Here is a 24,322-nt window from a genome sequence, read left to right on the forward strand (position 1 = left end):
CGGGCACCCCATCAGGAGAGTGATCACATGTCGATCGATTTCGAAATCCCGGCCGAGGCCAAGGCGATCCGCGAGCGGGTGCGCCAATGGGTGCATGACGAATGCAAGCCCGCTGAAAAGCGGCTGGTCGCGGGCGAGGATTACAAGACGGTCCTCAATGAACTGCGCGCCAAGGCGCGTGCGCAGGGCCTGTGGTGTCCGTTCATCCCCAAGGAATATGGCGGCATGGGGCTTGGGCCGCTCGCCAACGCTCTCGTCCAGATGGAGCTTGGCGAAAGCCATCTCGGCGCGCTGTCGATGAACACGCAAGGCCCCGATGACGCGACGATGATGACGCTGCTGGCGCACGGCACCGAGCATCAGAAGGAGAAGTATCTCAAGCCGCTGCTCAACGGCGAGAAGCGCATCTGCTATTCGATGACCGAGAAAGCGGCGGGCGCCGACGCCACCGGCATGCAGACCCGCGCGGTGAAGGACGGCAACGAGAATTACGTGCTGAACGGCGAGAAGTGGTTCTCCTCCGCCGCCAGCGTCGCCGACATCGCGCTCGTCATGGCGATGACCGATCCCGACGCGCCGCGCCATCAGCGCTATTCGACCTTCATCGTCGAACTGCCCAACCCCGGCTATCGCATCGTCCGCGATATCGAGACGATGGCGGTGCATGGCCCCCTGACCGAGATCCTCGGCGGCGGTCATTCGGAGGTCGAGATCAAGGATCTCGTCGTCCCGGCCGAGGATCTGCTCGGCGGCGAAGGCAATGGCTTCAACATGGGCCAGCATCGCCTCGCCTACGGCCGCCTGCGCCATGGCATGCACAATGTGTCGATGGCGCAGCGCGCGCTCGACCTCGCCACCGCGCACGTCATCCAGCGCGAGACGTTCGGCAAGCTCCTGAAGGAGCGGCAGGGTGTCCAGTGGATGCTCGCCGATTGCGCGGCGGAAATCTACAAGGCGCGGCTGATGCTGCTCCACATCGCCTACAAGGCGGAGCGCGGCGACGATATCCGGCAGGAAAATTCGATCGCCAAGATCTTCCTTGCGAACATGGTGCATCAGGTGGTCGACACCGCGATCCAGCTGCACGGCGCGCTTGGCTTCAGCCTCGATACCCCGCTCGCCGCCTGGTACACCCACATCCGCTCGCAGCGGCTGGTCGACGGCCCGGACGAGGTGCACCGCTGGACGGTCGGCCGCAACGTCATCAAGGCGTATGAGCGCACCGGCACCACCGCCTCGGCCTGCGGCGGCGACCTGCTCTGATCGCCCGCCGCCGTCCGATCACCGAACGGTAAAGCGCACCTCGTCGACGATCGCGCCGCCCGCATCGACCAGCCCCAGACGGTGCTGGCCCGGTGCGGCGGCGATCATCGGCTGCGCGCTCGCCGGCCCCAGGTTGCGTCCGTCGAGCATCAGCCGCTGCGCCATCACGTCGCCGGCCACCGCCACCGCAAACCGCTGGCGATCGGGCGGAATATCGGGATCAATCGCATAGACGGTGCCCGCCACCGGGCTGACGATGCGCGGCCGCCGGGTCTCGCGCGGCGCGGCGTCGATGTGCGTCTGCCCGGTCCCGGCCAGGAAATATTCCCGCCGTGGTTGCTCGATCTGACGCTCGAACACGATCTGCCGCGCCTCGACGCCCGCGGGCCGCACCGGCGCTCGCCCCGGCACGCGCGCATGCAGCGCCATCATCACGTCGCGCCACACCGGCGCCGCGCCGCTGGTGCCGGACACCGCGCGCATCGGATCGCCCTCCACATTGCCGACCCAAACAGCGACGGTGAAGCGATCCGAATAGCCGATGCACCAATTGTCGCGCATCGCCTTTGACGTGCCGGTCTTCACTGCGGCCCAGAACGGCAGACGAAGCGCGGAATCGAGGCCGAAGGTCGCCGCCCGGGCATTGGGATCGGCCATCATGTCGCCGACGATCCACGCGGCCGGGCCGGTGGTCACCTGTCGCGGCGCCGTGCGCGGCTGGCCCTTGATCACTCGCAGCGGCGACCATGCGCCGCCGAGCGCCAGGCTGCGATAGGCCGCCGCCTGTTCCAGCAACGTCACCTCCGCCGATCCCAGCGCCAGCGAGAAGCCGTAATATTGCCCGGCCTCGGTCAGCCCGCGATACCCCATGTCCCATAGCCGGTCGCGGAATGGATCCACGCCGACCAGCAGCAGGGTGCGCACCGCGGGCACGTTGAGCGAGCCTGCCAAGGCGGCGCGCGCCGATACCGGCCCTTTGAACCCTCGATCGTAATTCTGCGGCACGTAGAGGCCCGACGCAGTGTCCAGCTGAACCGGTGAGTCGTCGAGGATCGACGCCGCGGTCAGATAGCCGCGCTCGATCGCCTGCGCGTACAGGAACGGCTTCAGCGTCGATCCCGCCTGGCGATAGCTGCTCGCGCCGTCCACCGCCGGCGCCGTCGATGCGCCGCCAATCCCACCAACATAGGCCAGCACGTCGCCGCTTTCATTGTCGACCACCAGCACCGCGCCGTCGCGCGCGCGGCTGCCGCCGAGCCCCTGCAATTGCCGGCGCAGCGCCGCCGCCGCCACGCGCTGGATTCGGATGTCGAGCGTCGTGTGAACGCGCGCGCCGGCGCTGGTTAGCAGCCGGTCGGACAGGTGCGGCGCCAGCCCGGGATCGAGCGCCAGGCTTCGCGCCGGGCCCAGCATCGATGCCGCCGCCGCCTGATAGCCGGTGCAGTCGCGCGCCCGCGCCAGCCGGCACGCGCGCGTCGCCAGCCGCCCGGCGCTGCCCTGCGGATCGGGCAGCAGCGCGGCGAGCAGCACCGCATCTTCGCGTGACAAGGCCACCGGCGTCTTGCCGAACAGCCCCAGCGCCGCCGCCCCGATGCCCTGCGCCTCGCCGCGAAAGGGGGCGAGGTTGAGATAAGCCTCCAGGATCTGCGGCTTGGTCCAGCGCGCCTCCAGCGCCCGGGCGGCGCGCAGCTGGCGCCATTTGTCGCGCCACCCGCGCGCGCCCGGCGCTGCGAGGTCGGGCGAGAGGAACGCCGCGACTTGCATCGACAATGTGCTGGCGCCGCGCGCGCGCTGCCCCTTCACCCGCCCCCACGCCGATCCCGCGAGCGCCAGCCAGTCGACACCGCCATGCTGCGCGAAGCGGCGATCCTCGGCTGCGACGATCGTCTGCGGCACTGCCGGAGCAATCTGGTCCAGCGGCGTCCATGCCAGTCGACGGGCAGCGAAATTGACTCGCGAACTGTCCACCAGCACGCCGTTGCGGTCGTACAACCACGCTTCGGAGGGGCGATAGGCGGCGCGGGCGGCGGCATAGTCCGGCAGGGGTGCGGGATAGGTCGCATAATCCGCGACACCAAGGCCAAGCGCCGCGACCGCAATCGTGACGACCGCGACACCCCGCGCGCCGACCCGCGGCCGCGTCTCACCCGCGCCGTCGCGACACTCGTGCCCCGGCACGTTATTGGGCGGCAACGACGACGGGCGCATTGGGGACGGCAGCGCGGATCGCGGGCGAATACAGCGCCTCCACCCAGCTGGGCGGCAGGTTGAACCGGCCGGCGCCGTTCAGCCTGAGGCTGTACGACACCTGGAACCGGCCGCGCGGCACCCAGGCGAAATAGGCACGCCACGCCTCCCGCCCGCGCTCGACATAGGCAGGCGAGACGCCTTCGCCGTCATTCCCAGCCTGCAGCATCGCCGATTGCCCGCCGAGGTCGCCGACGATCGTCGCGCCAGCGGGGACGGGATCGCTCACCACCACCCAATTGCGCTCGGCCGAGGCGTCGACGGTGATCGTCACCTTCACCACATCGCCGCGGGTCAGCCGCCCGGCGTTGCGCGCCTGCACCACGCTGACCTCGCGCGTCATGCGATAGCCGGCGGCGAGCGGCTTGGTCAGCGGCACCGCAGCCGAGACGGAGACACTGGCCCATGGCCCCCCCCCGCCCGTTTGCGCGAGCCGCAATGGGGCGGGCGCAGCGGCGAGCGGGAACGCCGCGTCGCGTGCTGACGCTGCGAGCGGCCAACCCTTCGCGATCTGCCGCCCGGCATAGCGCAGCATCGTCGTGCCGCCGATCGCCTCGGGAGGATAAAGCGACGCGAACTTGCGCGCGGCAACTACGCCCCAGGCATTAGCGGTGGTTGTGTCCCAATGCCCGCGATTCTGTCGCAGCGCGGTGCCGACCATCATCCGCGGCGCATCGTCCTGCCACCCGGGCCGCCCCAACGTGACGAGCGTCGCCTTTATCGCGGTCTCGTCACCCGAGGACATCAGCCACCACGGCGCGGCTGCCTGATCGGTGAGGTCGAGCCGCGTTCCTTCATAGACCAGCCGGGTGCGCAGCACGCGCTCCCCCTCTGCGCGGAGCGCCGGGGCATTGGCCAGCCCCGGGATCCGCTCGATCGCGGCGAGATAATCGGCGAGCGTGCCGGTCGGCATGTCGCCCATCGGCATGCCGATCTGGCCCAGCATCGCCGGCGTCGCCGCCCCCGCGCGTGCCAGCGCCGCCAGCGCCGCGACCCGCTGCAGCCTGACGTCGCCAAAGTCGTCGCGCCGCAAGCGGCCGTCGAGCACGGCCTTCAGCGCCTCGATCATCCTGGCCTCGACAGTCTCCGGAAGGGCGAGCCCCGCCTCCCCCGCCATGGACAGGACATAAGCGGTCAGCACTTCCGATCCGTTGAGCTGATCGCCCGGGAAGTAACGCAACAGGCCGTCAGGCGCCTGATAGGTGGGCAGTTCACCGGCGAGTTGGCTCCACCCCGCACCATCGCCCAGCACCACGATGCGCGACAATCTTTGCTCGAAACACTGATAGGGATAGGCGGCCATATAGGCGCGCACGCCCTGCAGCGGCGGCGCGAGGCTGTCGTCGAGCCGGATGTCGAGCGTGCCGCGGCCGGGAAGCGCGCCGGCCGGCGGTGCGATCGGGATCTGCGTGTCGGCGCCGACGCGGGCGAGCGTCGCCGCCCAAACCTTGACCGGGACCGCGGGAATCACATCCTGCGTGACGGTGATCCTGTCGCTTGCGCGGCCATCGGTGGCACGTGCGCTGACCTGCCAGCGCAGCCTGTCATGTCCCTGGGGTGCGGTCAGGTTCCACGCCACCGCCTTGGCGCCACCCGCCGGGATCGTCACCGTCAGCGGGCGCCCAGCGGCAATACGCGGGAAGACGTCGACATTGGCGGTCACCGTCATCGGTCGGGCGGAGCCATTGCGCAGCGTGAAGGCGGCCGAAAAATAGTCGCCTGTGCGCACCAGCGGCGGCAGCCCGGCGAAGATCGACAGATCCTGCGCCGTGCGAATATCGGTGCTGCCGGTGCCGAACAATTGCGCGCCGTCGGTGGCGATCCCCACCAGCTTGAACGACGACAGCGCATCCGACAACGGCACGGCGATGCGGGCGCGGCCCTGTTCGTCGAGCGCCACCCGATCGCGCCACAGCAGCACGGGCTCGAAATTCTCACGGTTGAGCGCGGAGGCATCACCGCCGCCACCGCCAGCCTCCACCGCCTTGCGCCCGTAATGGCGCTTGCCCACCACCTGCATCTGCGCGGTGGAGGTCAGCACCGACAGCGGCCGTTCCCCCATCATGGCGGGGAGCAGGTTCCAGCTTTCGTTCGGCGCCAGTTGCAACAGCGCCTGATCGACGGCGACAAAGGCAAGGTCGGCCGACCGTGCCGGCTTCCCGTCGGGGCGGCGGACCTCAACCGCCACTTGCGCGGTATCACGCGGGGCATAACGGTCCCGGTCCGCCTTCACCGCGATGCGCAGTTCGTGCGCTTCCCAGCCGACCTTCACCCTGGCCATGCCCATGCGATAGGCCGGCTTGGCGAGATCAACGAGCGCGGTGGGAGCCTGCGCCTCGTCCGGCTTGCTCGACAACCCCAGTGTGCGCGCGATCCGGTTGATCCACGTCCAGAACCCGCTTTCCACCCGGCCGCGCACCGCCATCACCGATACATAGACGTCGGGGGCAAAGCTGCCGGCCATCGGCACAGACACGACCGGATTGTTGCCCGATAGATGGGTGACGAAGCTGGACAGCACGCCCTCGCGCTCGACCGTTACCAGCGCGGTTGCCTCGCGGAATGGCATGCGCACCTGGAAGCGCGCGGTATCGCCGGCCTTGTAAGTCTGCTGCTCGGGGATCAGGTCCATCCGGTCGCCATTGTCGCCGCCGAACCACCAATCGTCCTCGCCCGCCAGCCACACGCTGCGCACCGCGCGTGCGACATGGCCGTCGGCATCCGTGGTGGTCGCCGCGGCATAGACTTCGCCCGACACCCCCGGATCAACGGTGCATTGCGCCAGCCCCTGCGCGTCGGTGGTCGCGGTGCACCCAGCGTCCAGCTTCGTCGTGCGCATCTGATTGTCATAGGCGTAGAAGCCGCCGATCAGCCGCCGCCGCGCGGTCAGCACCTCGCGGCGGTACAGCGCCACCGCGATCTTCTGCCCCTTGATCGGCTTTCCCTCGGTATTCAGCGCGACGAAGCGAAGCCTGAGGTCATCCTGCTTCATCAGCCAGCCGTCGGTGCGGATGCCCAGTTGCACACCGGAGGCATAGATCGGGATGGTGCGCGACGCGGTCAGCGTTTCGCCATTGGCATCCTGATAATCCATCTCCACGCGCATGTCGGCGCTGCCGTCGAGTGATTGCGGTACTTCGATCGTCTGGCGTGCGGTGCCATCGGCGCCCAGGCGCACCGGCACCGTCTGCGTCGGTGGCAATTCGGTGCGATCCTCCTCGCCTTCACCGTTCAGCGGCCGTACGCCTTCGATGACCGCGCGGCCGCCAAAGGTGAAATTGTCATAGCCCGCGGGCGTTGCACTGCGCGCAAACCAGCCGACGCGCAGGTCCACCGGCAGGTTCGACGCGCCGCCGCCCGACAGATAGCCGGCGTAGAGGTCAAGTGGCACGCGGGCCGGCCGCACCAGCGCCGCCTCCGGACCTGTCACTGTCGCGCGCATGGTGGGCAGGCGATATTCGTCGACGCGGAAGGACTGGTTCGTCTCGATCGATCGATCGCCCGCGATGATCGAGAGGTCGTAATCCCCCATTGGCGCGCCCTTGGGGGCGGTCCAGCTGTTTTCGCCCACGCCGCTGGCATTGATCGCCAGTGGCAGCTCGAACTGTGTGTCCGATCCGCGGTGCGACAAGCGCAGCGTGCCACGAACGGCGGGCGCCAGGGCGAATCCGGCGCCGATCGGACGGCGCAGGATATGCTTCATGTGGATCGTGTCGCCCCGCCGCACGAGCGCGCGATCGAACACGGTGTGGACCATCTCGCCACGCGCGGTGTAGCCATAGGGCAGGTCGAAATCATACGGCCGGATGCCCTCGCCCCAGTCGGAGAGCGCGAAGCTGAAATCGTCGCCGCGCCGCGCGGAGACCATCAGCGCATGGGGAGAACCGGCGGATTCGCAATTGGAATAGGTTTCGGGCCGCGGCAGGCCGGCGGGGATGAAGAGGCCGCCGGTGCGATCGGTCATGCCGCGCGCCAGCAGCTTGCCCGTGCAACTGTCGGTCACCTGCACCAGCGCATTCGCGGCGGGCTTGCCGTCCGACAATTGCGTTACCCAGGCAAGGCTGCGTTCCTCTCCCCATTTGAAATGGACCGCCATGTTGGTGACCAGCGCAGCAGTGGCGACATAGCGCGTCTGATCGCGACCCAGCAGCGCGCGGCCAAGCACCGGACTGGCGAGCTCGACCACGTAGAAGCCCGGCTTGGTCAGCGGAATGCCGACGACTTCGAACTCCTTGCCCTTGCCCGGCAACGTCACCGTGATCGGCGATCCGGCACCAGCGGGGAGGATGGATTTCTCGCCCGTGTGATTGATGCGGATCGTTTCCGATCCCCGTTCGACCGTCTCAATGTCGGTCTCGTCCGCGGTGGCGACCGCGCGCAACCAGCGTGCGATCTCGCCATCGCCGCCAGTCACGCGCAGGCTGTCGCCGCTAACCGCCACGCCGCGGCCCTGCAACTCAGGCTCGACGTTGCGCACCGTCACCGGCAGCACGCCGCCCTCGCCAGCCTCGAGGATGCCGAAGCTCGCGGCGAACTTCACCAGCGGGGGTGCCACATCGAAGCGGACGTCGAGGGGGAAGCGTTCGGCATTGGCGAGCGGGCGCCCGCTATCATCCTTGATCCCCGCAGGGAGCGTGATCGTGCCGGTGGTGCCCGCCGGCAGCGGCGCGGCAAAGGTCACGTCGGTCACCGTCGCATTACGGCGCGCCTCATCCGACAGCTTGGGCGCGATCTGCTTGCCATCGGCGGTGGTCAGGCGGATCGCAGCGGCCTGGCTCAGCGGCACGGGCGCGGTGAAGCGGACCCGCGCCGGCTGTACCGGGCTGCACCCCGCTTGCGGATTGGTGCGGCTGCATTCGAACCGCGCCGTGAAAGGCGCGCGCACGCTATAGTCGAAACGCTGGTCGGCGCCGGCCAGCCTGCCGCCAGCGCCTGCGATCTTTCCGCCCCACACCAGCGCCATGTCGCGTCCCGGCGGCAGCGGGCGCCGGCATTGCAGCGCCGTCACCGCCCCCAGCATCTTCTGCCGGTCTGCGGCATTGTCGGGGAGCGCGTCGGGAAGGCCGGCATTTTCGAGGAAGCTGCGCACTTCCCAGCGATCGCTGCCCATCCCCGACAGCACCTTGGCCGGCACATCGGCGGGCAGAACGTCGACCGCGATCTTCTCGCCAATCCCATCCACCGCGCAATAGGCATTGGCGGCCACCGAGGCACGCAAGGCGCGCATATTGGCGGCGACCAGGAACACCTGATCCTCCTCGATCTCGTCACGGCTGGCGGGAAGCACGGCACGCGCACGCGGACCGCCGGCGTCGACGGTGAAGCGCTGCTGCGCGGGCAGCGCATAGCCGCTGACGCTCTTCAGCCCGTCGCGCGTCTTGAGTTCGCAGTTCGTGCCGCCGGGGAGCGGACCGACGAATTCCCACACATAGGTCTGCTGATCGACCCAGCGACCCTCGCCGTCGATCGAACAGGTGACGGTGACGGGTGACGCCGCGCGCGGATCGCCCAGCGGCACCATCGGCTGGCTGAAGCGGATCGTGAAGCGATCGATCGTCCCGCCGCTGCCGCCGGGCGTAGCCATGACGACGCGAGGGCTGTTGTCACCCGACACGCTGGCGGGCACGAGGAGCATGGCCAGCAGCGCAAACCCAATCGTTGGCTTCATGCCCCCACCCCTTCGATGCCCGCCTTCCAGGCTACTTTCCGCGCGGCTCAAGTCCAGCGGAATAGCAGGGTCGGATCAGGCAGTCGCGGGAATGATCCCCGCGCCGACCAGTGCGAATACGGCGAGCCCGATGGCAATGCGGTAGATCACGAAAGGCCAATAGCCGCGTGTGCTCACCAGCCGCAGGAACACGACGATGACGCCATAGCCGACGATGAAGGCGATCAGCGTCGCCAGCGCGGTTTCACCCGGCCCGATCGGGCCCCAGTCACCCCAGCTTTTCGCCAACTGATACAATCCGGAGCCCAGCACGGCGGGCACGGCGAGGAGGAATGAATAGCGCGCCGCTGCCTCACGCGTGTAACCCAGCAGCAGCCCGGCGCTGATCGTGCCCCCTGACCGCGACACGCCGGGAATCAGCGCCATCGCCTGTGCAAAGCCGAGCAGGATGCCGTCGCGCACGCTCATCGATCCCAGCGGGCGCCGCTTCGCCCCAACACGGTCGGCGAAGCCGAGGACAAGCGCAAAGACGATCAGCATGGTCGCCGTGATGCGCAGGTCGCGCAGCACCGTTTCGATCGCATCCTTGAACAACAGGCCGAGCACCACGATCGGCAGCGTGCCGATCAGCACCAGCCAGCCGGCGCGCGCATCGGCGTCCATCGCGCGCCACGGCTTGCCCAGCGCGCCCAGCCATGCGGCGGCGATGCGCCACAGATCGCGGCGGAAGTACAGCAGCACGGCTAGTTCGGTGCCGATCTGCGTGATGGCGGTGAAGGCGGCGCCCGGATCCGTTCCGGGGTTCATCAGCGCCCCCACGATGCGCAGATGCGCGCTGGACGAAACGGGCAGAAACTCGGTCAGCCCCTGTACCAGCCCCAGGATCGCCGCCTCGACCCAGCTGTTCGCCATCGTCAGGAGGGGTCGCGCTGCGGCGTGCGCGGGGTCAGGGCGCGGCGCTCACGCGGGGCCATGCCGCGGCGCAGGAACCGCACGCTCAGCGCGCTGCCGCCCAGCGTGACGACCGCGACGATGCCCGCCACGGCGAGAAGGTGCATCTCCGTGATCTGCACGCCGCCGACCGACCGCGCCGCGAGATAGCCGGGCAGCAGCAGCGCGGGCACCCACAGGATCGCCGAGACTACATTGGCGATCTGGAAGGTGCGCTGGCGCATGCCGAGCACCCCGGCGACCAGCGGTACGGTCGACCGCATCGGACCGAGGAACCGGCCGAGCAGGATCGACGCCGCGCCATAACGGCGAAACACCAGCCGCGCCTTTGCGGCCGCCAGCCGATAGCGGTTGAGCGGCCAGCGCCGGAACGCCGCCGGCCCGAACTTGCGGCCGAGCACATAGGACACCCAGTCGCCCAGGACCGCGCCGACGATGGCCCAGATCAGTACGCTCGCCGGATCCAGCAGACCGGTGCCGATCATCCCACCGATCGCGATCATCAGCGCGGTGGCGGGGATCAGCATGCCGATGACAACCAGGGATTCGCCAAAGGTCAGCAGCATGACGATCGGTCCGGCCCAGATGGCATGATCGGCGATGAAGGTGGCGACGCGGCCGATTGCTTCATCCACGTCAGCGGCTCCCGATGGGGCGAGTGGAACGGCGGGTGGCGGAGGACAGGGCACAGGTCACGGGGTTGCGGCACTAGGCGGACCGACGCGGACGCTCAATCGCCCGCCCCGAAGATTGGGAATTTGCAACCTTTCTGCCGCGCGATGCCGCGCAACAGCGTTTATGAGTGAGGGGATCACGGCGGGAGGTGGTGCGTGCGATTGCTGATTGTCGAGGACGAGGCGGAGGCGGGCGCACGGATCCTCGATGCCTTGACCGCGGAGGGACATACGGCGGTCGTTGAACCCAGCGCCGAGGCCGGATTGCGCAGCTTGCAGGCGCATGCCCCCGACCTCCTCGTCGTGGACCGCATGCTGCCCGACACGGACGGCGTTTCGATGGTGATCGAGGCGCGCGGCCGCGGCTATCTAGGCCCGGTGCTGATGCTCACGGCGCTAGGATCGATCGAGGACCGGGTAACCGGGCTGCGCGCGGGGGCGGATGATTATCTGGTGAAGCCCTTTGCGGTGGCGGAACTGGTCGCGCGCGTCGAGGCGCTGCTGCGGCGGGGCATGAACCTGCAGGCGGTCGCCACCTTCGGCAGCATTCGGATCGATCGGCTGCGCCGCGAAGCGTGGCGTGGCGACCAGCGCATCGTTCTCCAGCCGCGCGAGTTCGCGTTGCTCGAACGGCTGGTCAGCCAGAATGGAAAGACCGTGTCGCGCACCATGCTGCTGGAGCAGGTCTGGCACCTCCATTTCGATCCGCAGACCAACATCGTCGAAACGCACATGAGCCGGCTGCGGCAGAAACTGAACGCGGGCTTTGCCGTCGACGCCATCACCACGGTGCGCGGTGTCGGCTACCGATTGAATCCCGATGCCTGACCGCGCGCATACGGTCCGGCAGATCACGCTGTTCTTCACCGCCGGCTTCGCGCTGGTCACCCTGCTGCTCGGTGCCGGCGCCTATCTGCTCGGCGAGGACGTGGTGCATGAGCAGCTCGACGCACAGATCATCGCCGAAACCCGCGCGATGCGGGCCGTTGCCGAGGAAGGCGATCTTGCCGCGCTGATGGAGGCGCTGCGCCGGCGCGACGATCGCGGCGTCAACAGCTTCGGCTATCTCCTGACCGCGCCCGACGGGCAACGGCTGGGCGGCGAACTCGTTACCGAGGCGCTGGGCGAGGGCTGGCACGACATCCGTTTCCGCGATCCCGATGGCGAGGGACACCCCGCGCGATCGCTCGTCACCCGGCTGCCCGGCGGGCTTCAGTTGACGGTGGCGATGGAATCGGACCTGCCCGTCCAGCTGCGCAATCGCCTGCTGTTCCTGTTTGCGCTGGGACTCGTATTGCTGGTCGCCATCGCCATCGTCGGCAGCGCGCTGTTCGGCCGCACCATCATCGGCCGCCTCAACACCATCAATCGCATCGCCAGCGCGGTCAGCCGCGGGCAGCTCGACGCCCGGATACCGGTCAGCCAGCAGAATGACGAGTTCGACCAGCTCGCCGCGACGCTGAACGATATGCTGGATCGCAACGCGGCGCACATCGTCAACCTTCGCCGTGTATCGAGCGACGTCGCGCATGAGCTGCGCACGCCGATCATGCGGCTGCGGCTGCGGATGGAGCAATCGCTGGCCGATGCCGGAGAGGGTACGCCGGAAGCTGCGGCGATCGAGCGGTCGATCGCCGATATCGATTCAATCCTGTCGCTGTTCGCGGCGCTGCTGCGCATCGCCGAGGTCGAAGCAGGCGGGCTTCGGGCCTATTTCCGTCCTGTCGCGCTCACCGCCACGGTCGAGGCGCTCGCGGAAAGCTATGCGCTGGCGGCGGAGGACGGGCGACGCGCGCTTGTCACCCGGCTGGAGCCGGGCATCACCGTCAACGGCGACCGCGACCTCCTGGCGCAGATCGTCGTCAACCTGCTGGAAAACGCCTTGCGCTACACGCCGCCGGGGGCGCGCATCACGCTGTCACTGATATCGGGCAAGGACAGCGCCCATCCGACGGTCGAGCTGACCATCGCCGACGATGGCCCGGGTATTGCCGAGGCGGATCGCGCGCGCGCGCTGCAACCGTTTGAGCGGATGGCGAGTGGGGGCAGCGGCCACGGGCTGGGCCTGAGCCTGGTGGCGGCGATCGTCGCCTCGCACGGTGGCACGATCGAGCTGGCCGACAATGCGCCGGGGCTCAGCGTGCGGATCATCCTGCCGCGGATGCAAAAGGCCGCACATTGATCGCCCGCCGCGCCGGGCATCTTCCCGGCGCGGCAGGCCATCGGTTCAGATCTTGTCGCCCAGCGCGCCCTTGACGCTGCCCTTCACATCCTGGCCGGTGCCCTTGAGCTGCTGCGCCTGGCCTTCGGCGGCGAGATCGGGATTGTTGGTCGACTTGCCGACCGCTTCCTTGATGTTGCCAGCCAGCTTGTTGCCGGCGGCGGCGAGCTTGTCGGTGGCTTCACCCATGGTCGTTCTCCTTGTCACGGCCCCGCAACGGGGTCGCTTCGGATCATTAACGCGTCACAAGGCGGGCGGGTGCCGTCGGCGCCCGCCGCCGGGCACAACATTGGCAGCTTTCAATGATTGTCGATGGATCAGCGGCCGGCGATGAAGGTCACGGCCGGGCCGCGCCGGATCATGATCCGTCCGCCATCGAAACGTTCGCCGTCGATCACGAAGCCGCTCGTGGTGTCCAGCTCCACCTGACGGTCGCGGCAGCGGTGATAACCGGCCCGTGCGAGCGCATCGTCGGCACCGCCGCGCAGCAGCGCCGGCAAGTGGCGTGGCAAGTGCCGCGGCGGTGCGTCGATGGTGAGGCTGGCGACACGGTCGTCCGCAAACGGCCCATTCCCGAGCGGCGCTAATCCCAGCGGGAAGCGGGTCAGCGCGGCGGCCAGAAACATATAGGTCTGGTGGTCGATCGCGACCCTGCCGTCGCGTGCCAGCGCCATCGGCTCCCCACGGCGCCAGACGCCATTGTCACCGCCAAATAGCGTCCGGCCGATCACCGAGGCGAGCGACAGTCCCACGGCGACCCCGTTGAACGCGCCGAAGCGATGTGCCCGCTGCGCCAGCGCAGTGGCGCGCACGAAGGCGCCGCTGCCCAACAAGAAGCCGTGCAGCACCGTCGCCTCCCCTGCCCGCGTCACTGCCAGCGCGCGGCGCGTGACCCGCCGGCCGTCTGCGATTGCCCGCACGGCATCCTCAAGCGAGCGCGTGCCGATGCCGAGGTCATGCGCCAGCGCATTGGTCTTGCCGGATGGGGCCGGCGCGATCGCCGGCATTCGGGCACCGAAGAGGGGCAGGCCGATCGTCAGGATATCACGGATCGTTCCGTCACCGCCGTCAACGACCAGCGTCTCCACCCCCTCGGCCGCAAGCTGCGCCAGATGGCGTTCCAGCGCCGCCTTGCTGGCAGGCTCGTGCACCGGGATGCCCGCGACCGTGGCTGGCTGGTGCGCGTCGGCCCGACCCCGATTGTGCCGGCTGTAGATGTTGCGGACGATTGCCGCGCGATGAGTTGCGGCCGGGATGGCCGCGGCAAGGGCGAGGGTCACGGACGCGCCGCCTGCCGCGCGTCCATCCCGCCGCGCACCCGGCCACGCTCTCCGCCAAACAGGCGTTTCATCGCGGCGGTACTGATCGCGCTCGTCAGGATCACCATCGCGGCGAACAGGATCAGCTTGCCCGTCGCGCCGATCGCCACCTCATCAAGTGCAGCGGCGGCGAGGCTGCCGATCGTCAGCAGCGACACCACCCACAGCACTGCGGCCGCCGCATCTGCGATGTGGAAGCGCGACCGGCGCATGTTGAGGATGCCGGCCACCATCGGCACGGTCGCGCGGGCCGGCGCATAATAGCGCGCCGCGAGCAGCAGGGCGACACCGTGGCGGCTGAACAGCAACCGCGCCCGCGCCGCAGCGGGGCGATGGCGCCGGAACGGCCGGCGGTACAGCACCCGCGGGCCAAGCCAGCGACCCATCCGGAACGACAGCCAGCCGCCCAGGATCGCCCCGATGATCGCAGGCGGGCCGATGACGATCGGGTCGAGCAGCCGCGCGCCGACCATCCCCCCAATCGCCAGCATCGTCGCCGTCGCGGGAAACAGCACGCCCACCACCGCGGTACATTCCAGAAAGGTGAGCGCGCCGATCAGCAGGCCCGCGATCTCGCGATGGGCCGCAATCAGCTCGGCAACATCGGACCAGCGATCGTGCATCGTTCGGACGTCCATTCGATCGTCGCTGCGACTACCGGGGGTTGCCCGGTCACATGGCGGCAGCGGCGGAACCGTCGGGCAACCGCCCGACGCAGATGGGGCGCAGACACGCGCCCCGCGTTCAACGGGCGCTAGCCGCCTGTCCCGCTCCTGCGCAATCGCCCCACTGAAAGATTGGGGCTTTTCAATCTACTGGCTGATAGGTGCCCCGGATCGGGCGAGGAAGCGGTAGAGGTTCAGGCCTGCGCCGCGCCGAAATCCGACCGACGACGTCGGTCGCCGTTCTCACCACGCCGATTGAGCGCCTGACGCACCCGGTCCAGCAGTTCGGCACGGCGGTACGGTTTGCTCAGCACGTCCGATGCTCGGGCGCGCGGGCCGTTAACGACCAGTTCCTCATTATAGCCGGTCGTCATCAGGATCGACACCGATGGATCGCGCGCAATGATCGCGTCGCCGAGCATCAGGCCGTTCATGCCGCCCGGCATCACCAGATCGGTGAACAGCAGGTCGATACGCGTCTTGGGGTGCAGTTCATCGAACAGGCGCAGTCCATCTTCGCCGGTAACCGCGGTCGACACCTTGTAGCCCTGGCTTTCAAGGATCTCGCGCGCCAGTGCCAACACCTCGTCATTGTCCTCGACGACGAGGATATGTGCCGGACCCAAGGTATCGTCGAGGCGTTGCTCCTCCTGCTGCTGCTCGCGCGCCGGCTCCACCTCGGCGTCGCGGCGGACCGGAAAGATCATGCGGACGGTGGTGCCGGTACCCGGCGCCGTCTCGATCTCCAGCCGCCCGCCCGACTGGCGCACGAAGCCGCTGGCCATCGCCAAGCCAAGACCCGTGCCCTTGCCCACGCCCTTGGTGGTGAAGAACGGCTCAGTTGCGCGCTCGGCCACGTCGGGGTTCATCCCCGGTCCCTCATCCTGCACCTCAAGGACGACATAGTCGCCGGGTTCCAGGTCGGTGGCGGCGGTTTCCTCGGTCAGGCGCAGCGGGCGCGTGGCAATCGTCACCAGCCCACCGTCGCTCATCGCGTCGCGTGCATTGTTGACGATATTCAGCAGCGCCATTTCGAGCTGGTCAGGGTCGAGCACGACATAGGGCAGGCCGCGCCGCAGGCTGAGATGAATGTCGACCTGCTTGTTGACCGAGCTTTCGATCAGCTCGCTGAATTCCGACACCAGCTGCGTCAGGTTGACAGCTCGCGGCTCAAGCCGCGTCTTGCGTGCGAAGGCCAGCAATTGCCGTGTCAGCTTGGCACCGCGCTCGGCCGCCGATTGCGCCGCCGCGACGTAGCGCCTGATCCGGTCGGGATCGTCAGTCGCGGTGACCAGTTCCAGATTGCCGTTCACCACCTGCAGCAGATTGTTGAAATCGTGCGCCAGCCCGGCGGTGAGCTGGCCGATCGATTCCATCTTCTGGGCCTGGCGGTAGGATTGCTCGGTGTTGCGCCGCCGCGTGACATCCAGCTGACTGGCAAAGAAGAATTGCAGCTTGCCATCGGTGTCATAGACCGGGCCTATGAACACCGCATTCCAGAACGGCGTACCATCGCGGCGATAATTCAGGATCTCGAGCGCGATCGAACCCTTCTCCGCCACGGTCTCGCGAAGCTCAGCGACCGAGTTTCGGTCGGTCTGCGCGCCCTGGAGAAAGCGGCAGTTGCACCCGAGCACTTCCGATTCCTCATAGCCGGTGAGGTCAAGGAAGGCCTTGTTGGCGAAGACGATCGGATTGTCCTCCCGATTGGGATCGGTGAGGATCATCGGCATCCGCGTCATCTCGATCGCGGCAAAGAACACGCCGCCGCGATTCTGCAGATCGGGATCGGTGATCGTGCTTTCGCGCCAATGATGCAGCCCCGGCTGCGGCATCGTCTCGGTGCTGCCCTGATCCAGCTTCCCTGCCGCGGGGCGGCCGGATGCCTGCCCCCCTCCTTCGGAGTCGGTGTGCTTGGCGGGGTCGGACGGTTCGTGCGGGGCAGGCATCAGTAATGCGGTACGAGCCAGCAGTCTAAAAGTTCAAGCCATGTTTGCGCTTCCTTGCGACGAAACGCAATGATGAGGCCGCGTTGCACGCCAGTCATGCAGACGGCGACCGTGGGCATCTCATCACCTTGCCAGGCATGTAGAGAAGCCGTTTTCCCCTACTTCATTCCGCGATGACAAGCGGAAGCCGCCAAGCAATCTGCGCAGGCTGATCGAAGTTAGCGGGTTTTCCCGTCGTCGCCGGCCTTTGCGCGGAGACGATCCGCCGGCTCATGGGTTGAGGACCGCAGAAGATCGATGGCGGGCATTATCCCATCATATCGGGGTCCTGCCCCCGATCTTCGCTGTCTGTCACGCAAAGGAGTCAAGCCTGATGCCCAGTCACGATGTGCTTCGCGAATTGTTCATCACCGGCCTGGTCAACGCGCATGCGGTGGAAAAGCAGGCCCTTTCGATCATGACCCCGCAAGTGGCGCGCATCGAACACTACCCCGAAGTTGCCGATCGGCTGCGCGCCCATATCGAAGAGACCAACGGCCAGATTGCGCGGCTGGAGGAGATCCTGGCGAGTTTCGAGACCAGCAGTTCCACGATCAAGGACCTTGGCCTCAGCATGTCGGGCAGCATGGCCGCGATCACGCACAGCATGGCGGGTGACGAGATCGTCAAGAACAGCTTCGCGAACTACGCCTTCGAGCATTTCGAGATCGCCGCGTACAAGTCGCTGCTGGTCATGGCCGATGACGGCGGCTTCTCCACTGCCACGGCCGCGCTGAAGCAGTCGCTGGGCGAAGAAGAGGCGATGGCCGCGTGGATCGATGAATCGCTACCAATGGTCACGCGCCGTTATGCGACGCTCTATGCTGAGGGCGGCTCCCTGAAGGCCAAGGTGTAAGCGAAGGCCAAGGTGTGAGCGCCAGCGCGGGCGCCGCTCTATAGCCCCCGCTAAGCTCTTGAAAGAGCGGCGATGATTTCCATATCGCCGCTACCCTGCAACAACTGAAAGGAGGTGGTCGAATGTCTCATTGTCTCACGCCGCTCAAGGCTCACTCGATGAACGCGGCCTCCACCAAGGTGGTCGTCGCCTGACGAAGGTCCTGAACGGCTGACAATGGAAAGGCCGTCCTCGCAAGAGGGCGGCCTTTCGCTTTTAAAGGTCGAACGGGAGACGCATTGATCGGGCGCGGGCGCGCCTATTCGGTCGAACCTGCATTGGGCTGCTCGCCGGTCTTCTGCTCGCCGAGCTGGCCGGTGCCATGATAGGCGCGTTCGGACTGGCCGCCGTCGAACTTGCCGCCCTTCTTGCTCCCATTCTTGTCGCTGTGTGGGTTGGGATAGGCGCCGCCCTGGCTCTCGCCGCCGCTCTTCTCCTGCCCGGGCGTTTCACCGCTGCGCGCCGTCTTGCTCGCGGCGCCGTCTGCCTGCATCGGCTGCTTGCTGCTCATCATCACCTCCGGATGCCGATCACGCGGTCACAAGACCCTGATCGGCTTGGGTTCTCCAGAGGCAACGAAGCGCCGGACCGCCCGTTCCCGGCGCGGCCCAACGCAGCCGACGCGGAAAGCGTCAGCCGTCCAGCCGCTCGATGATGATCGCCGGCGCCATGCCGCCAAAGGCGCATTGCGTGATCAGCGCATAGCGCCCGCCGGAACGCTCAAGCTCGTCCAGCGCAGTCCCGATCAACATCGATCCCGTCGCCCCGATCGGATGGCCGAGCGCAATGGCGCCACCATTGATGTTGACCTTGCCACGGTCGAGCCCGAGATCGCGGATCGCCTTTTCGGTAACGACGGCGAATGCCTCGTTAATCTCCCACACGTCGATGTCATCCACTGTCAGACCCGCACGCTCGAGCGCCTTGCGCGCGGCGGGCACCGGCGCGTTGAGGATCAACGTCGGGCAATCACCCTGGTTGACGGCGGTGACGATGCGCGCGCGCGCCTTCCAGCCATTGGCCCGCAAGCCCTCCTCGGAGGCGAGCAGCAGCGCTGCCGAGCCATCCACCACGCCCGATGACGTCCCGGCATGATGCGCCGGCTCCCATTCCAGCTCGGGATATTTGCGCTGGATCATCTGCTTCATCGTGGTGCCATCAGGGGATGCCGGCACGTTGGCGATCGCGGCGAAGCTGGGCTTCAGCGCCGCGAGGCTTTCCGCGGTGGTTTCCGGCCGGGGATATTCGTCGTGGTCCAGCGCAACCGTGCCGTCGTCGTTATGGACCGGGACGATGCTGCGGTCGAAGCGGCCCTCCGCCATGGCAAGCGCGGCGCGGCGCTGGCTCTCGGCGCCAAATGCATCGAGTTCGGCGCGTCCGATGCCCTCCATCGCGGCGATCGCGTCCGCGGCGACGCCGACGTGCGAGATCGGATGCTCCTCGTACAGCGCGTAATTGCCCTTGGCGCGCCCAAGCTCCGCGAAGGGCGTTCCCTGCTCCCAGCCGTCCGCCTCGGCATGGTGGCTCATCATCTCGGTCCCGCCGGCGATAACGACATCCTCGAACCCGGCGATGATCTGTGACGCGGCAAAGCCGACGCTGCTGATCCCACCGCCGCAGTAACGGTCAAGCGTCACGCCCGACGCCTTGACGTCATAGCCCGCGAACAGCGCGGACAGCCGGCCCAGATCACCGCCCTGCTTGCCGCGCTGCTGGCTGGTCGACCAGATGATGTCGTCCACCCGCGACGTATCCAGCGCGTTGCGGTCGCGCAGCGCCTTCAGCACGGTGGCGCCAAGGTGCTGGGGATGCAGATGCGTCAGGGCACCCTTGCCCAGCTTGCCCCCCCCGCGCGGGGTGCGGACGGCATCGACGATATAGGCAGCGGACATGGCAGCTCTTCCTTCCATGAGGCATCAAATCGACCCTGCAGCGTTGCCGCAGGGATCGGACGGATCAGCGCGGCGCCATGCGGATGGCGCCGTCGAGGCGGATCGACTGGCCGTTGAAATAGGCGTTGCGCACCAGTTCGAGAACCAGCGAGGCATATTCCTCCGGCTTGCCCAGGCGCTTGGGGAAGGGCACCGACGCGTTGAGATTGTCGAACACCTGCTGTGGCAGCTTGCCCAGCAGCGGCGTGCCGAAGATGCCCGGCATGATCGCGTTCACGCGAATGCCCAGGTCCATGAGGTCACGCGCCATCGGCAGCACCATGCCGTTTACGCCCGACTTGCCGGCGCCGTAAGCCACCTGCCCGATCTGCGCGTCCTGCGCCGCTACCGATGAGGTCAGGATGATCGCGCCACGCTCGCCGTCCTCCAGCGGCTCCAGCCCGGCCATCCCGAATGCCGACAGCGAGGCCATGCGGTAGCTGGAGATCAGGATGCCGTCGGTGGCAAATGCGAAATCCTCGGTGGAGAAGCGGGTGAACTCGCCGGTCTGCTTGTTGCGGCCGACAGTCTTGCCCTTGCGGTTGGCCATCGCGCAGTGAACCAGAATACGCTCCTGCCCGTGGGCGGCACGCGCCTTCTCGAAACCGGCGAGGACCGACTCCTCGCTCATGATGTTCACGTGGCAGAAGATGCCGCCGATCGCGTCGGCGACTTCCTGTCCCGCTTCCTCGTTCAGATCGAAGATGGCAACCTTCACGCCGGCGGCGGCGAGCGCCTCCGCACTGGCGCGGCCGAGGCCGGAGGCGCCGCCGGTCACGACGGCGGCGGTGTCAGCGGTGATCTGCATTCAGTGATTCCCTTCAGAAAAGAAAGCGTTGCTCACGCGCCAGCAGCTTCGCGGCGCATCACGACGGCGGCCCGCCAGAAACAGGCCGCCGACAGGAAGGAGACCAGCGACGTCGCCGCCAGCGCGTAGCGTACCCCCTCCGCCTCGCCGTAGCTGGTGGCGAACAGGTCGCTGATCAGCCCGGTGAGCAGCGCGCCCAAGCCCAGCCCGCCTGCATTGAGGACAAACAGGAAGATCGCGGTGGCAGTGGCGCGTGAGCGCTGGGCGATCATGCCCTGGATGGCGGCGAACACCGGGCCGAACCACATGTTCTTGAAGAACAGGGGCACGGTCAGCAGCACGAGGATCGTCAGGCCGCTGCCGAGAAAGAACACCGCGGCGAGGAGCGGACCGGAGATCAGCATCGATATCGCAGCGACCATGCCATAGCCGCCGGGTCCGCGCGCGACATAGCGATCGCCGAGGCGCCCGCCGATCAAGGTACCAAGGCCGCCGGACACGCCCAGCACGATGCCCAGAGTGACGCCGATGAAGGCGAGCGGCCCGGCGAAGCCGACCGCCTGCGCCGCGGCGGTGAGTTCCGGTGTGTAGTTGCGCAGAAAGAAGGAGACGTAGAACGCCTGCTGCCCATAGCCCACGAAGGAGGTGATCGCCGAGCCTGCGGCAAGCCACCAGAAGGCAGGCTGACCGCGCAATTGCTTCAGCACCGCGCTGAGCGGCAGCAGGTTCGCACGATCCTTCGGCGTTCCTGCGGGGCGCGGGTCGCGCAAGGTGGCAAAGGCGATCACGCCCAGCAGGATGCCGGGCGCGCCAGCGACCATGAAGGCCGCCCGCCAGCCATAGCTTTGCGCGATCAGCCCACCGATCATCAGGCCCGCGAGCGAGCCGATCGGCACGCCCATCGAGAAAGTGCCGAGCGCCGACGCGCGCCGGTTCGCCGGCACGCTGTCGGCAATCAGCGACTGCGCCGAGGGCGTGCACCCCGCTTCCCCCACACCGACACCGATGCGGGCGAACAGGATTTGCGCAAAGGTCGTCGTCAGGCCGCACAGGATGGTGAAGCCACTCCACACGACAAGACACCCGGAGATGATCCGGCCGCGGTGATAGCGTTCCGCGAGGCGTGCCATGGGGATGCCCAGCGTCGTGTACAGCATGGCGAAGCCGAGGCCCGTCATCGCGCCCAGCTGCCAGTCGGCGAGCCCCAGATCGCGCTTGATCGGTTCGGCCAGGATGTTGACGATCTGCCGATCGACGAAGTTCAGCATGTAGATGAAGGTCAGCAGCCACACCGAATAGCGTGCGGCCGCAGCGCTTGGCAGCGGGAAGGACGCCGCACCCTGCGGTTCCGCCGCCGGTGCAGCGGGTTGCAGGCCCCCCGGCACCGCGTCTAATCGATCCATCGTTGCCGCGTCGCTCATTGGATCACCATTTCTGTATCCTCGGCCAGCAAGGTGTCGCGCAGTCGCCGCTTCACCAGCTTGCCCGCATCGGTACGCTCCAGCGTGGGACGAAAAACGTAGCGGCGCGGCACCTTCACCGGGCTGAGGCCCTGGCGGGCGAAGGCGTCGAGCTCGGCGGCCAGCGCTGCTTCGTCCAGGAGCGGCCATATGCGCGGCTCGACCAGCGCCACCACCCGCTCGCCCATCTCGGGATCGGGCAATCCGACGACCGCCACATCGGCGACCTGTGCGTGCTGCAACAGGCGGTTCTCCGCCTCCTGCGGGTAGATGTTCACGCCGCCCGAGATGATCATGAAGCTGGCGCGATCGGTGAGGTACAGGAAGCCGTCGGCATCGATGCGCCCGATGTCGCCGAGGGTTGGCCAGCCATGCTGGTTGTACGCCGCGGCAGTACGTTCGGGATCCTTGTGATAGGCGAAGGGATTGGCGTTGGCGAAGCGCACGAGGCCTTCGTCGCCCGTCGGAAGCGGCTCCCCATCCTCGCCGCAGATGCGGATCTCGCCCTGGACCGCGCGGCCGACGGTGCCGGGATGCGCGAGCCAGTCGCTGCAGGTGGCGACGGTGAGGCCGACCCCTTCAGTCCCGCTGTAGAATTCGCCGACGATTGGCCCCAACCACTCGATCGCTCGGTACTTCAGCGGCACGGGACAGGGTGCGCCGGCGTGGAACACGGAGCGAAGCGAGGAAATGTCGTGGCGCGCGCGCTCCTCGGGGGGCAGCGCGAGCATGCGGGCAAGATGCGTTGGCACCACCTGCGCGATGGTCGCGCGGTGGCGGGCGATCGCCGACAGCGCCGCGGCGGCGTCGAACCGTTCCATGAGGATGACGGTACCGCCGACGCGATGGATTGCGAGGCTCCAGCGCAGCGGGGCGGCATGGTATAGCGGCGCGGGGCAGAGATAGATGCTGTCCTGCGCATAGCCGAAGAAGCGGGTGCCGATTTCGACCGCGCGGGGCGGCTGGTCGAAGCTGGCGGGAAGCGGCGACTTGATGCCCTTCGGGAAGCCCGTGGTGCCCGACGAATAGAGCATGTCGGTGCCGGGCGCCTCGTCACGCACGGGATGATCGGGGTAGCGGCGCACCGTCGCGACCAGATCATCGTCGAGGCATGCCGTGCGCCCCGGCAAGGGCGGCTCGCCGAGGCGTTCCAACACCCGAGCCGAGAGGATGGCGATCCGCGCATCGGCGTCGCGCAGGATATAGTCGACCTCTCCGGCGGTCAGCGCGGTCGCGATCAGCAGATAATGGACGCCGATCCGCTGCGCGCCCCAGATGAACTCGTACAAACGCGGGTGATTTTCCGCCATGATCGCGACGACGTCGCCGGCGCGAACGCCCTGATCGCGCAGCCAGTGCGCCACCTGATTGGCGCGTGCCTCAAGCTCGGCATAGGTGACGCCCTCACCGGTGCCGGCCATGATATAGGCCGGTTTGTCAGGGGTTTGCGTGGCAAATCGGCGGGGGTGCATGGCTAGGGTCGCAGCCCGCGGAGGATGAAGTCCACCGCCTCTGCGGTGAAGGTACGCACGAACGTGTCCTGCGAGGGCGCGCCGTTCATCAGGTCGCCGAAGGGGACGCGGGTGGCGAACAGGTACTGGCAAGCGCCGACGATGAGGAAATAGGCGTGGTCGGGATCGATCGCGCGGAATTCGCCCGCGGCGACCCCCTGCTCGATAATCCGGCGCTGGGCGTTGATCAGCGGCTCGACGAAATTGGCCTTGATCCGCTCCGACGCCTCGTTGCCAGAGTCGCGCACCAGGCGGTTGAGCAGCCCGTTCAGATACGGGTGACGGGCGTAATTGCGAATGATTCCCGTGACATGGAGGGTCAGTTTTTGGGTGGCCGACACGTCCATCGCGAGCAGCCCCTCAAGCTGGGTGAGCGAGCGGCTGGTATCGGCCTCTACCAGCGCGGTGAGCAGCCCTTCCTTGCCACCGAAATAATATTTGACGAGCGGGGCGGTGACGCCGGCGCGGCGGGCGATGGCGTGAAGCGAGACATCGCTGCTGCCGGTTTCGATCATCAGGTCGCGCGCGGCGTCGAGCAGGATATCGCGTGCGGAGGCCCCAAGACGGGCCGCACCGGCGGCCGCGCCGCGATCAGTGGCGGCCGTCATGCGGCCTGCCGCCGGCCTGCCAGCGGAGACAATCGGCCACGGAACGCCCGGTGCCGGCCACATCCCCGATCATCCATTCCGTCGCCGTTCGCCATCACCTGCCCATTTTTCGT

General features: G+C 67.7%; 18 protein-coding genes. 4 read left to right on the plus strand and 14 right to left on the minus strand.

What is annotated here, in order from left to right:
• Positions 1 to 27 precede the first annotated feature (27 nt).
• Positions 28 to 1,263, plus strand: a complete 1,236-nt coding sequence (locus CA236_RS10985; RefSeq protein ID WP_125945619.1) for an acyl-CoA dehydrogenase family protein — start codon at positions 28 to 30, stop codon at positions 1,261 to 1,263.
• An 18-nt stretch (positions 1,264 to 1,281) separates the two neighbouring features.
• Here the strand turns inward: CA236_RS10985 and pbpC are convergent, their stop codons facing one another.
• The 4 genes from pbpC to CA236_RS11005 all read right to left on the minus strand — a co-directional run bounded on the left by pbpC (position 1,282) and on the right by CA236_RS11005 (position 10,764).
• Complete coding sequence (gene pbpC, locus CA236_RS10990) at positions 1,282 to 3,471, minus strand: penicillin-binding protein 1C (RefSeq protein WP_125945620.1); 2,190 nt, start codon at positions 3,469 to 3,471, stop codon at positions 1,282 to 1,284.
• Complete coding sequence (locus tag CA236_RS10995) at positions 3,443 to 9,178, minus strand: Ig-like domain-containing alpha-2-macroglobulin family protein (RefSeq protein ID WP_125945621.1); 5,736 nt, start codon at positions 9,176 to 9,178, stop codon at positions 3,443 to 3,445. Before CA236_RS10995 ends, pbpC begins: the two co-directional genes overlap by 29 nt.
• 75 nt (positions 9,179 to 9,253) lie before the next feature.
• On the minus strand, positions 9,254 to 10,090 hold the full coding sequence (locus CA236_RS11000; RefSeq protein WP_125945622.1) for an undecaprenyl-diphosphate phosphatase: 837 nt from the start codon (positions 10,088 to 10,090) through the stop codon (positions 9,254 to 9,256).
• A gap of 2 nt (positions 10,091 to 10,092) precedes the next feature.
• Positions 10,093 to 10,764 (minus strand): DedA family protein, encoded by a 672-nt coding sequence (locus CA236_RS11005; protein WP_241212613.1) that lies wholly within the window; start codon positions 10,762 to 10,764, stop codon positions 10,093 to 10,095.
• Between the two features lie 195 nt (positions 10,765 to 10,959).
• Between CA236_RS11005 and CA236_RS11010 the strand changes: the two genes are divergently transcribed.
• Positions 10,960 to 11,631 carry a response regulator transcription factor gene (locus CA236_RS11010; protein WP_125945623.1) on the plus strand — a complete coding sequence of 224 codons (672 nt, stop codon included), beginning with the start codon at positions 10,960 to 10,962 and terminating at the stop codon, positions 11,629 to 11,631.
• Complete coding sequence (locus CA236_RS11015; protein WP_125945624.1) at positions 11,624 to 12,985, plus strand: HAMP domain-containing sensor histidine kinase; 1,362 nt, start codon at positions 11,624 to 11,626, stop codon at positions 12,983 to 12,985. The genes CA236_RS11010 and CA236_RS11015 overlap by 8 nt, the downstream gene beginning before the upstream one ends.
• 45 nt (positions 12,986 to 13,030) lie before the next feature.
• On the opposite strand, the gene CA236_RS11020 is transcribed toward CA236_RS11015, so the two are convergent.
• The 4 genes from CA236_RS11020 to CA236_RS11035 form a co-directional block, all read right to left on the minus strand.
• Entirely contained in the window at positions 13,031 to 13,213 is a 183-nt protein-coding gene (locus tag CA236_RS11020; RefSeq protein ID WP_046408228.1) for a CsbD family protein, read from the minus strand.
• A 128-nt stretch (positions 13,214 to 13,341) separates the two neighbouring features.
• Positions 13,342 to 14,304: a diacylglycerol kinase family protein gene (locus tag CA236_RS11025; protein ID WP_125945625.1), complete on the minus strand. Its 963-nt coding sequence runs from the start codon at positions 14,302 to 14,304 to the stop codon at positions 13,342 to 13,344.
• Positions 14,301 to 14,981: a VTT domain-containing protein gene (locus CA236_RS11030; RefSeq protein ID WP_125945626.1), complete on the minus strand. Its 681-nt coding sequence runs from the start codon at positions 14,979 to 14,981 to the stop codon at positions 14,301 to 14,303. Before CA236_RS11030 ends, CA236_RS11025 begins: the two co-directional genes overlap by 4 nt.
• A 221-nt stretch (positions 14,982 to 15,202) precedes the next feature.
• Positions 15,203 to 16,957, minus strand: coding sequence for a histidine kinase famiy protein (locus CA236_RS11035; protein ID WP_206430553.1), 1,755 nt, complete (start codon positions 16,955 to 16,957; stop codon positions 15,203 to 15,205).
• Positions 16,958 to 17,330: 373 nt separating this feature from the next.
• On the opposite strand from CA236_RS11035, the gene CA236_RS11040 reads away from it, so the two are divergent.
• The gene (locus CA236_RS11040; RefSeq protein ID WP_046408223.1) at positions 17,331 to 17,852 is read left to right on the plus strand and encodes a ferritin-like domain-containing protein; all 522 of its coding nucleotides are present in this window, start codon (positions 17,331 to 17,333) and stop codon (positions 17,850 to 17,852) included.
• 298 nt (positions 17,853 to 18,150) lie between these two features.
• Here the strand turns inward: CA236_RS11040 and CA236_RS11045 are convergent, their stop codons facing one another.
• The 6 genes from CA236_RS11045 to CA236_RS11070 form a co-directional block, all read right to left on the minus strand.
• Entirely contained in the window at positions 18,151 to 18,402 is a 252-nt protein-coding gene (locus CA236_RS11045) for a hypothetical protein (protein ID WP_125945627.1), read from the minus strand.
• A gap of 121 nt (positions 18,403 to 18,523) precedes the next feature.
• Complete coding sequence (locus CA236_RS11050; RefSeq protein ID WP_125945628.1) at positions 18,524 to 19,783, minus strand: acetyl-CoA C-acetyltransferase; 1,260 nt, start codon at positions 19,781 to 19,783, stop codon at positions 18,524 to 18,526.
• Between the two features lie 64 nt (positions 19,784 to 19,847).
• A complete protein-coding gene (locus CA236_RS11055; RefSeq protein ID WP_125945629.1) occupies positions 19,848 to 20,630 on the minus strand; it encodes an SDR family oxidoreductase in 783 nt (260 codons plus the stop codon).
• Positions 20,631 to 20,662: 32 nt separating this feature from the next.
• Entirely contained in the window at positions 20,663 to 22,051 is a 1,389-nt protein-coding gene (locus CA236_RS11060) for an MFS transporter (RefSeq protein WP_206430554.1), read from the minus strand.
• Positions 22,048 to 23,562 carry an AMP-binding protein gene (locus CA236_RS11065; RefSeq protein WP_125945630.1) on the minus strand — a complete coding sequence of 505 codons (1,515 nt, stop codon included), beginning with the start codon at positions 23,560 to 23,562 and terminating at the stop codon, positions 22,048 to 22,050. The genes CA236_RS11060 and CA236_RS11065 overlap by 4 nt, the downstream gene beginning before the upstream one ends.
• A 2-nt stretch (positions 23,563 to 23,564) precedes the next feature.
• On the minus strand, positions 23,565 to 24,209 hold the full coding sequence (locus CA236_RS11070) for a TetR family transcriptional regulator (protein WP_052742460.1): 645 nt from the start codon (positions 24,207 to 24,209) through the stop codon (positions 23,565 to 23,567).
• Between the last annotated feature and the right edge of the window lie 113 nt (positions 24,210 to 24,322).

This window comes from Sphingomonas sp. ABOLG, from assembly GCF_003950435.1.
Classification (GTDB): domain Bacteria; phylum Pseudomonadota; class Alphaproteobacteria; order Sphingomonadales; family Sphingomonadaceae; genus Sphingomonas; species Sphingomonas panaciterrae.